The sequence below is a fragment of the Streptomyces sp. NPDC008001 genome (genome assembly GCF_042958085.1).
Lineage (GTDB): Bacteria > Actinomycetota > Actinomycetes > Streptomycetales > Streptomycetaceae > Streptomyces.
On sequence record NZ_JBIBIZ010000009.1, the window covers coordinates 95,606 to 108,088 of the forward strand.

The window sequence follows — 12,483 nt, forward strand, 5'->3', positions numbered from 1 at the left end:
TCCCCACCATGTCCGACCCCGCCTCGCACCCCCGCCCCGGCAGCCGCGGCCGGCTCCTGACCGGCGCGGTGTGGATCACCCTGCTGATCGGCCTGTGGCTGTGGGGGCGCGAGATCACCGAGGGACACGGGTCCTCCGTCACCCCCACGACCGGCGACGTCGCCGCGGCCGGCCGCCCCGTCCCCGCACCGCTGCCCCCGGCCCGCCCGCCCCTCCCCGCCGCCGAGCCCCGCACGCTCACCATCAAGGCCGCCGGCGTGGACGCCCCCGTCGAGCCCCGGGGGCTCAACCCGGCCGGCGCCGTCGACCCGCCCCCGTACGACCGGGCCGGCACCGTCGGCTGGTACCGCCGCGGGCCCCAGCCCGGCACGCCCGGCGCCGCCGTCCTCGTCGGCCACGTCGACACCGACAACGCGCCCGCCGTCTTCTACGACCTCGGCAGCCTCAAACCCGGCGACACCGTCGCGGTCGGCCGCGCGGACGGCAGCACCGCCGACTTCACCGTCGAGGACGTCTCCGTCTTCACCAAGGAGCGCTTCGACGCCGCCAAGGCCTACGGGCCGCGCGACGGGAAGCGCGCCGAGCTGCGCCTGATCACCTGCGGCGGCGACTTCGACCGCGCCCGCCGCTCGTACAGCGCGAACATCGTCGTCTCGGCCTATCTGACCGGAACCGGACGGGGATGAGCGGATGCGTGCTCCAACCGAGCGAATTGACTCCCCGTCATCCACAGATCACTCACGGTCCGGCACCGAGGTGTGCCAGCATTGCAGGGACCGGTCATGTCCCGTGGGGGCGTGGGGACACCCCTACAGGAATGCACCCGAGGGGGAATCGATGTACGGCAGGCACACCGGCCGCGCCCGCAGGGCGCGCGCGGCTCTGAGCACCGCCGGGGCCGCCGCGGGGGCGGTGCTGCTGCTCGCAGGCTGTTCCTCCTCCTCGTCCTCCGCCGCACCGCCCAAGGAAGCCCCGCCCCCGCAGGCCCCCGCCCAGCAGCCCAAGGACCGGGTGCCCTTCTGGGTGAACCCCGAGTCCACCGCCGCCAAGCGGGCCTCCGAGCTCCGCCGGGGCGGCCGCAGCAGCCAGGCCCAGCTCCTCAGCAAGATCGCGGCGCAGCCCGTCGCCGAGTGGATCGGCCCGGACGACCCCGAGGGGCAGACCCGCGGCTTCACCGAAGCCGCCGCCAAGTCCGACCGCATCGCCCTCCTCGTGCTCTACAACATCCCGCACCGCGACTGCGGCCAGTACTCCCAGGGCGGTGCCTCCGACGGCAATGCCTACCGGGGCTGGCTGGACGGCGCCGTCCGGGGCATCGGCAACCGCGGCGCGACGGTGATCCTGGAGCCCGACGCCCTGCCGCACATCTCCGACGGCTGCACCCCCCAGCAGTACCACGAGGAGCGGTTCGCGCTCCTGAAGGAGGCGGTGGGCCGCCTCAAGGACCTCCCGCACACCAAGGTCTACCTCGACGCGGGCAACCCCAGCTGGGTCAATCCGCCCGACCGGATGGCGGAGCCGCTGCGCCGGGCCGGCATCGACCGGGCCGACGGCTTCGCGCTGAACGTGTCGAACTTCCAGACCACCAAGGCCAGCAAGGACTACGGCCACCGGCTGTCCGGCCTGCTGGGCGGCAAGCACTTCGTCATCGACACCAGCCGCAACGGCAACGGCCCGCTGAACGCCCCCGACCACGAAAAGGCCTGGTGCAACCCCCGCGGCCGCGCCCTCGGCTCCCCTCCCACCACCCGCACCGGGGACTCCAAGGTGGACGCGTATCTGTGGGTCAAGCGCCCCGGCGAGTCCGACGGCACGTGCAAGGGCGGCCCGGGCGCCGGCAAGTGGTGGGAGACCTACGCCCTGGACCTCGCGCGCAACGCACACTGACCCCGGCTACGGCTACGGCGTCGGCTACGACTTCGCCACCGGCACCTTCACCCACACCGCCGGCGAAGGTACGCCCCGGCCGTCCACGGCCGTGAGCATGTACCACCCGGGGGGCACCAGCGAGGGGTCCTCCGGCAGGGTGACCGTGATCCCGTCCGCGGAGCGCTTGAACTCCAGGGCGATCGACCGCTGTTCCACGTTGGTGACGTGCGTGAACGCCCCCGGCCTGATCAGACGCGCCTTGGCGATGTCCTGCGGGCGGTCCGTGCGGTACGTGGCCGAGCCGCCGAGCTCCACGGTCCGGGGAGCGGTGTCCTTCAGCTCGGGCCGGTCCTTCTTGTAGAGGTAGGACGGGGTGTAGAGGTCGATCTGCTGCTGGAAGACGCCCGGCTTGGTGTTGGCCTTGTCGCCGAAGAGCGAGTCGGAGCCGAACGTCATCACGCGGCCGTCGGGCAGCAGCAGCGCCCCCGAGTGGTAGTTGCGGCCCACCAGCGGATCGGCGACGGCGTGCGTGCTGTTGTCCGCCGGGTCGTAGATCTCGGCCTTGAGGACGTTGGAGTCGCTGCGGCCGCGGTAGTCGCCCGAGCCGTTGGTGGTCAGCACCGTGTCGTCCGGGAGGATGACGCTGCTGGGATAGCGGGCCTTGGCGTAGAGGTCGGGCCCGTCGTGGAAGCGCGGCCGGTCGGCGTGCAGGTCGACGATGCGGGTCTTGGCGGTGGCCCGGGCGTCCTCGCCGACGCCGCCGCCGCCGAGGACCATGTACCGCTGGTCCTGGGCGGGGGGCAGCAGCACGGACATCGAGGTCTCCAGGGTGTCCGGGTCGCTCATGCCGGGCACCTCGGTGAACTGGTTGCTCGACAGGTCCCACAGGCCGGGCACCCGCCCCTTGTCCGCCGGGCCGTAGCCCGCGTTGGAACCGGTGTAGAAGATCCGGCCCTTGTCGGTGAGGAAGAGGGCGGGATAGGTCGGGAAGAAGCGCTCCTTGGTCAGGTACGTCCACTTCTTGGTCTTCGGGTCGTAGATCTCGTTCTTCCCCGGGACGACCTGCCCGATCTCGTCGAGCCCGGAGACCGAGAGGACCCTGCCGTCCTGCAGCGTGGTCAGGGTCGGATACCAGCGGGCCTCGTTCATCGGATCGACCGTGATGTAGCGCTCGGCCACGGGGTCGAACTCGAAGGAGTCCTTGATGCCCTGGAAGTCCTTCTTGTCGAAGGAGAGTTTGTTGGCGATGCCGTAGACGTTCTGGGCGTCCTTGCCGGTGAGACCCTCGACCCGGTAATTGTCGGTGAGGCCCGTCTCGAACTCGTGCCCCTTCTCCAGCGCCTCGACATAGACGCGGGCGGTGGAGACCGTGACGGTGACTCTGTGGGTCTCCTTGTTCTGCTCCTTCTTGGCGCGGGGGACGAGCAGCGCGTCCTTCGACTCGAAGGTCTTGCCGTTCTTGCGGCCGGTGAAGCGGGTGCCCGCGGGCAGCGTCATCGGCTTGTCCGGGTCCTCGTTGTGGACCACCATCAGGCCGCCGGCCTTGGTGATGTCACCCTCCAGCTTCTCGTAGCGCTGGGTGCCGCCGGCCACCAGGAGGCGGCCGTCGGGCAGCTGGGTGTGGCCGGCACAGAAGAGGTCCTTCGGGGTGGGAATGTCCTTGTAGGTGTTCCGCACCGGATCCCACAGGACCGTGCGGAAGGACTTCGCCCGGAAATTCGCCGCGTTGTTCCCCGAGCCGGCGACGAGGAGGACCTTTCCCGTGTGCAGCAGGGCCGCGTGGATCGTATTGATGCGATACCGCTCGGGGACGTCGACCACGGACCAGTGGCCGTTCTTCGCCTTGTATTCCGGCTGGTTGATCGTGTAGTCGTGGTACTGGTGGGATGCGTAGCCCCAGATGGCCGGCCCGTTCATGCCCGCCAGGGCGAGCACCACCCCCGACCCGACCGCGAAGCGGCGGGTGCGGCGGCTGACACGGTAACGCCGGAAGTTCATCGAGGGGCCTCCACGGCTTTCTTGGCGTTACGCGTGGTCCACCACCACGCGACGATCGGGGCGACGTTGATCGCGAGGGCCAGCGTCGCCCACGTGCGCATCGCCACGTGCGTGTGGCCGAGCCAGAAGGAGGCCACCAGCGAGCCGCCGAAGACTCCCAGGAAGAACAGGTGGATGCGGAAGGTCCCGAAAAGGGTGTCGGGGCTGGCGGAATCACCCTTGGGCGTGACGACGAAGCGGCTCTTGCGGCGGAGCACGGCATCCATCAGCGAGCGGGCGTAGACCGGGGCGGAGAGCGCGGACATCACCATGCCGGCCAGCCCGCCCGAACCCTCGGGCTCGTGCGGCGAGACATTGTGCCGGCGGTTCCAGATGTACAGCCCGATCTGCAGGGCGGCCGCGTCGCTGTAGAGCATCATCCAGACTTCGGAGTTGATCTGGATCCCGGAGGCGCCGAGCCCGAGGAAGAGGGCGCAGCTGAGCGCGCCGAGCATCCAGTTGAGTGCGGTCATCGGATAATAGATGACCAGCAGGCTGTAATTGAGGAGTTTCCCCGGGGAAAGTGACCAGGGCCCTTTCCAGAACTGCTTGAGAATGGTCTCGTAGGTGCCCCGGGACCAGCGCAGTTGCTGGGTGAAGAAGTCCGTCCAGGCGTTGGGTCCTTCGCCGACCGCGAGGACGTCCGGGGTGTAGACCGAGCGCCACTTCCGGCCGGTTGCCGGATTGCGGTGACGGTGCAGTTCGAAGCCGGTGGCCATGTCCTCCGTGATGGAGTCGTAGAGGCCGCCGATTCCCTTCAGGGCGCTGATCCGGACCGCGTTGTTGGTGCCGACGAACATGGGTGCGCCGTAGCGGTTTCCGGCGCGTTGGATCAGGGCGTGGAAAAGGAACTGCTGGCTTTCTGCGGCCTTGGTCACGGCCGCATCGTAGTTCCCGTAGACCTGAGGACCAACGACAAACGCGATATCGGGGTCACGGAAGTACCCGAGCATGCGTTCCAGGAAGTTGGGCAGCGGTACGTGGTCGGTGTCGACCGAGGCGAAGAAGTCGTACGCGTCGCCGTGGGCGTCCAGCCAGGAGTTGTAGTTGCCGTGTTTGGTCTTGGCGCGGAACGCGCCCTTGGGCCGGTTCCACTTCTCGACGCCCTTGCGGGAGAAGTGGTGCACGCCGAGCCGCTTGCAGACGGCCTTCACGGCGGGGTCGTCGCCCTCGTCGAGCAGCCAGACGTCGAGCGGGCCGCGGTGGCGCACCCGGACCGCCGCCTCCAGGGTCCGGGTGACCATCTCGAGCGGCTCCTTGCCGGGCACGAACGAGGTCAGGAAGGCCACCTTGGTGCCGGTCTCGGGCACCACCGGGACGGGGTCGCGCGCGACGAGGGTGGCATGGGCGTTCGAGGCGACGTTCATCGTGCGGAAGAGCTCGATGAGGCCGATCGACACCAGCATCACCGTGTCCAGCGCCCGCATCAGGGGCGTGGCGTGGTCGCGCTGCGTCCAGTGGGCGGGCTGCATCAGCCAGATCAGCAGGGCGAGCGAGACGACGGGTGCGGCCCCGAGGAGGACCGCGCCGAGGACGCGGTGCGTCTCCTCGGCGAGCAGGCTGCGGTAGCGCACCCGGTACGGACGGTCCGGGCCGGGCTGGGTGAGCGGGCCGGCCAGGCGGCTGTAGTGCTCGTAGTCGAACCGGGGCCGGGCTCTCGGCGGGCGCGAGGGCAGCGCCCGGTCGTTACCGGGCTGACCGCGCCCGGGCCGGCCGGGCCGGAGCTGATCCTGCTCGGGCCGGCTGCGGCCCGGCAGGTCCTGCCCGGGCTGTCTGGGCTCGGGCTGGTGATGGCCGGGTTGCTGAGGAATGGTCCCCGGGCGGACGGGTGTACGTGGCCTGGCCGCTGCCGTCGGGTCGTGGAGCTGCCGCCGGGCGCCGGCAGGAGTGGACGTCATGGTCATTTCCCCCCGCACGCATGCTGACTGCGTGTGTCAGATCGCGGGTCTCGTCCGGCCCCCCACGGCCGCACGGACCCCAAGAGCACCGGCCCCCCCGGCGCCACCCAACTCAACTCAATGGTCACTCATTGATGTTGGGTCATCGCTGTCCGTTCAGGATCTCGGACGCCGGGTCATGATCGCAAGGGTGAAACAAGGTGTTTACCGGGCAAAGTGGTGCGACCTGTCGTGATGAGGCATGTCATTGACCGGAAAATGACTCAAGGCCCCTCACCGAGAGTGAGGAGCCTTGAGATTCGCGTGCGCCGCCAGGGACTCGAACCCCGGACCCGCTGATTAAGAGTCAGCTGCTCTAACCAACTGAGCTAGCGGCGCCTGCTGACAGAGAAAACTCTACCCGATCCCGAGGGGTGCTCCCGACCACCCGCCCGGCCGCCTGCCCGCTGTCCGCCCGGCTACCGGTCCGGGCGCCCGCCCGGACGGCCCCCGTACGACCACGGCGGCCGAGCCCCGGGTCACCCGCCCGCCCGCTCCGGCATGCGGTTCCCCCGGGCCGCTGGGAGGCTGTGGCCGAGTACTGGCAGGGCGCCGGGCGACGGCCGGGCGACGGCCCGAGGGAAGGTGCAGCGCGCTTTGGTGCGAATACGCGGCGCGGTCGTGGCGGCCGTGTGGGCGGCGGTGCTGGCCGGGCCCGGTGCGGGTCCGGCGGCGGCCGCACCCGCACCGGCGCCCGGGCGTGGCGGCCCCCGGGTGGTGTTCCCCGCGGCCCCGCCCGCCGACCACCGACTGGAACCGGCCATCCGCTTCGCCATGGGCCATCTGGGGGACCCCTTCGTCATGGGCGGTGACGGCCCCCGCCGCTGGGACTGCTCCGGCCTCGTACAGCAGGCCTACCGTCGCGCGGGCGTGCGACTCCCGCGCGTCGCCGCCGACCAGTACCGCGCGACGAAACGGATCTCCCGGCGGTCGCTGCGCCGCGGCGACCTCGTCTTCTGGTCCGGCGACGGCCGGGCCTCCGGCGTCCACCACGTGGCGCTCTACCTGGGCGGGGAGCGCTACATCGAGGCGCCGCGGCGCGGGCTCAAGGTGCGGATCTCGTCCTTCTCGCACTACCGGCCGAATCTCTACGGGCGGGTGCGGTGAGCCCGTCATCTTTACTGGCGGGTGCGGTGAGTCCGCCGGCGGATCCCCGGCCGGTCCGGCCTTGCGCCCCGGGTGCCGCCGGGGCCCGGCGGACGGCGCGAGCGGTGGAGCCCCCGTACGCCCCTGAAGCGCGGCGCTAGCGTGCCCGCATGATGATCAGCGAAATGGCCGCCGCCGCGTGGACCCTCGCCGGCACGCCCGGCCGGACCGTCCTCGGGCTCGCCGGGCCGCCCGGCGCCGGCAAGTCGACCCTCGCCCGCGCCCTGGTCGCCGAACTGGAGCGGAAGTACGGCGCCGGTTCGGCCGCGTACCTGCCCCTCGACGGCTTCCACCTCTCCAACGCCCAGCTGGAGCGCCTCGGCCTGACCGGCCGCAAGGGTTCCGCGCCGAGCTTCGACGTCTGGGGCTACGCCGATCTGCTGCGCCGGGTGGTGGAGGAGCGGGATCGGGACATCTACGTGCCGGACTACGACCGCACGCTGCACGAGCCGGTCGCCGCCCGGCACCTCGTCCCGCCGTCCGCCCGGCTGGTGGTGACCGAGGGCAATTACCTGGCCTGCGACGAGCCGGGCTGGCGCGACGCCCGCCGGTACCTCGCGGAGGTCTGGTACCTGGAGACGCCTGACGAAGTGCGTCAAGGGCGCCTCCTTGAACGGCAAATGACCGGAGGCCGGGACGCGGCCGCCGCGCGGGCATGGGTGCAGGGCAACGACGCTCCCAATGGAGAGAAGGTGAAGGCGTCGCGTACGGGGTGCGACCGGATCCTTTCGACCGTTGGCCTAGACATGCCAAACGGCCGGTACTAGCCTCCGCCTTGGTCTAGACCGCATTTCACTCGGCTCACAGAACCCCCCACGTTCTCCGAGGAGCAAAGGCATGCGCAAAAAGATCAGTGCGGCGATCATCGGCATCGGCGTCGCCTGTGTGTCCGTGTTCGCCACCGGCAGCGCCAGCAGCCACGGCTATACCGACACGCCCACCAGCCGGCAGGTGTACTGCGCCAACGGCACCGTCGAGGACTGCGGCGAGATCCAGTGGGAGCCGCAGAGCGTCGAGGGCTCCAAGGGCTTCCCCGCCCGCGGGCCCGCCGACGGCACCCTGTGCGCCGGCGGCAACAGCCGCTTCGCGGAGCTCGACGACCCGCGGGGCGGGCAGTGGCCCAGCACGAAGGTCACCTCGGGCCAGAGCTATACGTTCCGGTGGCGGCTCACCGCGCGCCACGCCACGACCGACTTCCGCTACTACCTCACCAAGCCCACCTACGACCCGAGCCGGCCGCTGACCCGGGCCGATCTCGAACTCCAGCCGTTCCTGACCGTGCCCTACGGCGGCCGGGTGCCCGACGCCACCGTCTCCCACCAGGGCACCTTCCCCGCCGGCCGGACGGGCAAGCAGCTCGTCCTCGCCGTGTGGACCGTCGCGGACACGGGCAACGCGTTCTACGCCTGCTCCGACGTCCAGTTCTGACGGACGACGGAGCCTCCCGGCGCCTCCCCGGCCCCACCCCGGGGAGGCGCCGCCGTTCCGGCCCGGCCCGTCCGCGGCCCGGCTCGCTCACTCCGTCCCGGAGTCGCCCTTCTTGGCCGGCCGCAGGGCGAACCTCGCGAGCACCCCCGCAACCACCAGCGCCACCCCCGCCAGCAGGGCGTAGTCCGGGACCGCGCCGCCCACCCGGGACGCCAGCTCCTCCAGGCGGAACTCCTGGTCGGCGTCCAGGACGCCGGGCAGCCCCGTCGTCCCGTCGTAGGCGAGGAAGAGCACCCCGATGCCGATGAAGAACAGGCCCGAGGCCAGCGACGTCGTGTGCAGTCGCACCGGCCCGAGCCGCAGTTCGCGCCCGCGCAGCCACCGCCGGCCGCCGAGCCGGAAGCGGTCCCAGAAGACGGCCAGCAGGAACAGCGGCAGCGCCATCCCCAGCGCGTAGACGGCCAGCATCGAGCCGCCGTACACCGGGTTGCCGTTGACCGCGGTCACGGTCAGCACCGCGCCGAGGATGGGCCCGGCGCAGAACCCGGCCAGCCCGTAGACGCAGCCCAGCAGGAACGTCGACGCGGCCGTGCGCGGGGTGATGCGCCCGGCCGCCGCCTGCGCCTTCTTCGAGGCGAAGCCGAGGCCCGCGATCTGGGCGACGCCCATGGCGATCACGATCCAGCCGCCGGCGGTCACCAGCAGGTCGCGGTGGCCGTTGAAGAGCCGGCTGGCGGCGGTGGAGGCGACGCCGAGCGGGACGAGCGTCGTCGCGAGGCCGGCGTAGAAGACGCCGGTGCGGGCGAGCAGCCGGCCCGGGCTCGCCAGGGAGTACGCGAAGAAGGCCGGCAGCAGCAGCGCGCTGCACGGGCTGACCAGGGCGAGGGCGCCGCCGAGGAACGCGGCGAGGTAGCCGATGTCGGTCACGCCGGCTCCTTACTTCCCGCTCTTCTTCGCGGCAGCGGCGTCCCGGGCCTGCGCGATGGCGTCGTCGAAGGCGGCCATCGGCTGGGCGCCGGCGATGGGGCGGCCGCCGACGAGGAAGGAGGGGGTGGAGGTGACACCGAGGCGGTACCCCTCCTCCTGGTCCTTCTTGACCGCTTCCTCGGAGGCCGGCCCGTTCAGGTCGGAGCGGAAGCGGTCGATGTCGGTGACGCCGGCCTTGCCCGCCAGGTCGGCGAGCTTGTCCTCGGCGAGGGCGTCGCCCTTGCGCAGCTTGGCGTAGACCTCGTCGTGGAACTGCCAGAACTTCCCCTGCTGCCCGGCCGCCCAGGAGGCGCGGGCGGCGCGCTCGGAGTCCTTGCCGAAGATCGGGAAGTTGCGGAACTCGATCCGGAGCACGCCCTCGTCCACGTACTTCCTGACCAGCTCGGGCTGGCTGTCGCGGGTGAACTTGCCGCAGTACGAGCACTGGTAGTCGGCGTACTCGACGAGCACGACCGGCGCGTCCTTCCGGCCGAGCGCCAGGGGGTCGCCGTCCTGGCGGCGGCTGGTGGCCTGCTCGGCGCGCTCGTACGCGCCCTGCATCGGGTCGGCGGAGGAGGAGCCGGAGGGCCCGCGCTTGCCGGAGCCGCTGCCGCTCCTGCCGATGGCCATGCCGACCGCGACGACGGCGGCGACGAGGGCGAGGATCGCGCCGAGGGCGGCGATGCGGCGGGAGAGGGGGACGGAGGGCGCGGCCTTGGCCTTCGAGGGCTTCGGCGCCTTCGCGCCCTTCGCAGCCTGCGGGGACTTCGGCGCCGGCTTCGGGGACTTCGAGGACTTTACGGACATAGAGGAGAAAGCTCCCTGGAGCGTGCGGAATCTGGGTATGCCGAAACACGGCCCGGCGGGGCCGTGCGGGCCGGATCTAGATCCGCAGGACGGGGAGCAGCTCGGCGCAGCCCGCGACGGAGGCGGGCGGCGCGCGCGGCGCGGTCGCCCGGGGCGCGGGGGCCTGGGGGAGCGGGGCGCGGGCGGTGCCCGGCGCGGTGACGGGGTCGGTGTGCGCGGAGGGGACGGCGGTCTCGGCGTCCTTCAGCGGCACGTCCTGCTGCCGGCAGCTGGAGCCGGGGTCCGGGGCGTCGGCCCGTACGGGTTCGCCGGTGTGCGCGGCCGCCGGGTCCGCGTGCCGTGCGGGCTCCGTGGCGCGTACGGGTTCCGTGGCGCGTGCGGGCTGCGTGGTGCTTACGGACTCGGTGGCGCGTACGGGCGGGACGGCCGCCGCGGACGGCTGTGCGCCGCCCGGGACCGGTCCGAAGAGGACCGCGAGGAGGAGCAGGAGCACGGCCGCGGCCGCCGGCCGATGACGCTCGGTCGTGCTGGTCACGGTGCTCCTCTCCTGGTGCGCGGCGGGACGGACGGCCCCATGCTACGGGCCCCGGTCAGGCGCCCGCGGCCGCGAGCGCGCGCAGCGAGACGCGCTGGGCGTACCAGAGCAGGGCGACGGTCGTGGCGGACATCACGACGGCGAAGGCCAGGTGGCCGGCGGTGGAGACCACGGCGAACCCGGCGAGGGAGAGGGCCAGGTGGGCGCCGAGCCGCAGGCCGACCAGGCCGATGGCCACCTTGCGGGTGCTCTTGCCGCGCCACATGCGCTTGGCCAGGCGCAGCCGCGAGCGCATGACGGTCAGGGACACGACGAGGTTGACCACGCCCAGGGCGCCCAGCGCCCACAGCGCCCGGTGGTCGGCCTGGAAGAGGTCGTAGGCGGCGGACATCAGGCCCTCGAAGGCGAAGAACCACGTCGGCAGCGGCTTGATCTCGTCCTCGGCGGGGGCGACGGCAGCCGCGGCGGCGGGGGCGGTGGCGAGCGGGGCGGCGGCGGAGAGCGTCATCGTGTCCATGCCCATAACTCTGTCGTTCCGGCGCGCCGGCGGGCAGATCCGCCGATCACGGGTCCCCGATGACATAAGTCATCGGCGGCCGGGAAGAGCCGGGAAGCGCCGGGAGCGGACACGGCGAAGGCCCCCACCTGACGGTGAGGGCCTTCGTCTGTCTGTGCGCCGCCAGGGACTCGAACCCCGGACCCGCTGATTAAGAGTCAGCTGCTCTAACCAACTGAGCTAGCGGCGCCTGCTGACAGAGATAAATATACCTGGTCCGCGGAGGTGCTCCCGACCACCCCCGTTCCGGGAGGTGCTCCTGGGGCGCGCGGGGGCCGGAGAGGCCGTGCTGAGGCTGCCGAGGCTAGAGAGCCATCGACAGCAGCAGCGGCGCGGCCCGCCGGTTCAGGGTCTCGGCCGCGTGCCGCAGCCGGTGGGCGTGGGCCAGGGGGAGGGAGAAGGCGACGCAGCCGACCGAGCTGCCCGCCGTGACCGGGACGGCCGCGCAGACCGTGCCGACGGCGTACTCCTGGAGATCGAGGACGGGGACGCTCGCGGGCTGCCGGTCGAGCGTGCTGAGGAGCACCTTCTCGCTGGTGATCGTCCGCGAGGTGAGCCGGGCGGCCCGGTGGCGCGAGAGGTGGTCCCGGCGGTCGTCGTGGTCGAGCTGGGTGAGCAGGCACTTCCCGACCGCGCTGGCGTGGGCGGCGGAGCGGAAGTCGACCCATTCGTTGACCCGGGGCGCGTGCGGTGCGTCCGCGTACTGGGTGATCCGGACCTCGCCGTCGATGTAGCGGCTGAGGTAGACGGCCGCGCCGAGCGAGTCGCGCAGCTCGGACAGGGCCTGCTGCAGCTTGTGGCGCAGGGCGGCGCTGCGGTCGCCCCCGGAGCCGAGCAGGACGAGGGCGTCGCCGGTGACGTAGCCGCCGTCGCCGGTCTGCTGCACGTACTCCTCGCGGCGGAGCATCGGCAGGAGGTGTGCCAGGTGGGCGGCGGGCAGGCCGGTCTCCCGGGCGATCTGGGCTTCCGTCACGCCGCCGGAGTGCCGGGCGACGGCTTCGAGGACCCGCAGGGCGTACTGCACCGAGTGGAACGGCGCGGTCGGGTCGGGCTTGAGCGCCACGGTCTCCCCCTACGGGCTTCCGGCGAGTCTCCCGCCGACCACGATAACCGCGAAACATGTGGGATGAAGAGGGTGTTGCCGGTCCGGCATATGCCGCTGCCATGCCGGGCGGCAGGCTTTGCCGGGGCGGGGCGGGAAT

The 12,483-nt window shown here is 71.9% G+C and carries 12 protein-coding genes and 2 tRNA genes; 5 read left to right on the plus strand and 9 right to left on the minus strand.

All coding sequences use genetic code 11. The features are described from left to right. Positions 1-8: 8 nt before the first annotated feature. Together ACFZCD_RS24240 and ACFZCD_RS24245 are read left to right on the plus strand one after the other, a co-directional pair. Complete coding sequence (locus ACFZCD_RS24240; RefSeq protein WP_391834208.1) at positions 9-686, plus strand: class F sortase; 678 nt, start codon at positions 9-11, stop codon at positions 684-686. 151 nt (positions 687-837) lie between these two features. Further along, complete coding sequence (locus ACFZCD_RS24245; protein ID WP_391834210.1) at positions 838-1,887, plus strand: glycoside hydrolase family 6 protein; 1,050 nt, start codon at positions 838-840, stop codon at positions 1,885-1,887. A gap of 24 nt (positions 1,888-1,911) precedes the next feature. Here ACFZCD_RS24245 and ACFZCD_RS24250 read toward each other — a convergent pair whose 3' ends face one another. From ACFZCD_RS24250 to ACFZCD_RS24260, 3 genes are all read right to left on the minus strand, one after another. Further along, positions 1,912-3,867, minus strand: coding sequence for a galactose oxidase-like domain-containing protein (locus tag ACFZCD_RS24250; protein WP_391834212.1), 1,956 nt, complete (start codon positions 3,865-3,867; stop codon positions 1,912-1,914). After that, positions 3,864-5,804, minus strand: a complete 1,941-nt coding sequence (locus ACFZCD_RS24255) for a glycosyltransferase family 2 protein (protein ID WP_391834214.1) — start codon at positions 5,802-5,804, stop codon at positions 3,864-3,866. Before ACFZCD_RS24255 ends, ACFZCD_RS24250 begins: the two co-directional genes overlap by 4 nt. 304 nt (positions 5,805-6,108) lie before the next feature. Then, a tRNA-Lys gene (locus tag ACFZCD_RS24260) sits at positions 6,109-6,182 on the minus strand. A gap of 261 nt (positions 6,183-6,443) precedes the next feature. Here ACFZCD_RS24260 and ACFZCD_RS24265 point away from each other — a divergent pair. From ACFZCD_RS24265 to ACFZCD_RS24275, 3 genes are all read left to right on the plus strand, one after another. Next, positions 6,444-6,950 (plus strand): C40 family peptidase, encoded by a 507-nt coding sequence (locus ACFZCD_RS24265; protein WP_391834824.1) that lies wholly within the window; start codon positions 6,444-6,446, stop codon positions 6,948-6,950. Positions 6,951-7,099: 149 nt separating this feature from the next. Then, positions 7,100-7,756, plus strand: a complete 657-nt coding sequence (locus ACFZCD_RS24270) for a nucleoside/nucleotide kinase family protein (protein ID WP_391834216.1) — start codon at positions 7,100-7,102, stop codon at positions 7,754-7,756. A gap of 70 nt (positions 7,757-7,826) precedes the next feature. Next, positions 7,827-8,417 carry a lytic polysaccharide monooxygenase gene (locus ACFZCD_RS24275; RefSeq protein WP_391834217.1) on the plus strand — a complete coding sequence of 197 codons (591 nt, stop codon included), beginning with the start codon at positions 7,827-7,829 and terminating at the stop codon, positions 8,415-8,417. An 87-nt stretch (positions 8,418-8,504) separates the two neighbouring features. Here ACFZCD_RS24275 and ACFZCD_RS24280 read toward each other — a convergent pair whose 3' ends face one another. From ACFZCD_RS24280 to ACFZCD_RS24305, 6 genes are all read right to left on the minus strand, one after another. Further along, positions 8,505-9,344: a cytochrome c biogenesis CcdA family protein gene (locus ACFZCD_RS24280; protein WP_391834218.1), complete on the minus strand. Its 840-nt coding sequence runs from the start codon at positions 9,342-9,344 to the stop codon at positions 8,505-8,507. Positions 9,345-9,353: 9 nt separating this feature from the next. Then, a complete protein-coding gene (locus tag ACFZCD_RS24285; RefSeq protein ID WP_391834220.1) occupies positions 9,354-10,190 on the minus strand; it encodes a DsbA family protein in 837 nt (278 codons plus the stop codon). Between the two features lie 76 nt (positions 10,191-10,266). Then, on the minus strand, positions 10,267-10,725 hold the full coding sequence (locus ACFZCD_RS24290; RefSeq protein WP_391834221.1) for a hypothetical protein: 459 nt from the start codon (positions 10,723-10,725) through the stop codon (positions 10,267-10,269). A gap of 55 nt (positions 10,726-10,780) precedes the next feature. Beyond that, positions 10,781-11,242 carry a hypothetical protein gene (locus tag ACFZCD_RS24295; protein WP_391834223.1) on the minus strand — a complete coding sequence of 154 codons (462 nt, stop codon included), beginning with the start codon at positions 11,240-11,242 and terminating at the stop codon, positions 10,781-10,783. A 155-nt stretch (positions 11,243-11,397) separates the two neighbouring features. Beyond that, positions 11,398-11,471, minus strand: a tRNA-Lys gene (locus tag ACFZCD_RS24300). A 114-nt stretch (positions 11,472-11,585) separates the two neighbouring features. Beyond that, positions 11,586-12,344, minus strand: coding sequence for an IclR family transcriptional regulator (locus ACFZCD_RS24305; RefSeq protein ID WP_391834225.1), 759 nt, complete (start codon positions 12,342-12,344; stop codon positions 11,586-11,588). Positions 12,345-12,483: the final 139 nt, after the last annotated feature.

What these genes read in the sequence shown, in the direction of transcription:
- ACFZCD_RS24275 (WP_391834217.1), top strand. Translation starts at nt 7,827, where the DNA reads ATGCGCAAAAAGATCAGTGCGGCGATCATCGGCATCGGCGTCGCCTGT.
- ACFZCD_RS24250 (WP_391834212.1), bottom strand. Translation starts at nt 3,867, where the DNA reads ATGAACTTCCGGCGTTACCGTGTCAGCCGCCGCACCCGCCGCTTCGCG.
- ACFZCD_RS24240 (WP_391834208.1), top strand. Translation starts at nt 9, where the DNA reads ATGTCCGACCCCGCCTCGCACCCCCGCCCCGGCAGCCGCGGCCGGCTC.
- ACFZCD_RS24255 (WP_391834214.1), bottom strand. Translation starts at nt 5,804, where the DNA reads ATGACGTCCACTCCTGCCGGCGCCCGGCGGCAGCTCCACGACCCGACG.
- ACFZCD_RS24245 (WP_391834210.1), top strand. Translation starts at nt 838, where the DNA reads ATGTACGGCAGGCACACCGGCCGCGCCCGCAGGGCGCGCGCGGCTCTG.
- ACFZCD_RS24295 (WP_391834223.1), bottom strand. Translation starts at nt 11,242, where the DNA reads ATGGACACGATGACGCTCTCCGCCGCCGCCCCGCTCGCCACCGCCCCC.
- ACFZCD_RS24285 (WP_391834220.1), bottom strand. Translation starts at nt 10,190, where the DNA reads ATGTCCGTAAAGTCCTCGAAGTCCCCGAAGCCGGCGCCGAAGTCCCCG.
- ACFZCD_RS24270 (WP_391834216.1), top strand. Translation starts at nt 7,100, where the DNA reads ATGATGATCAGCGAAATGGCCGCCGCCGCGTGGACCCTCGCCGGCACG.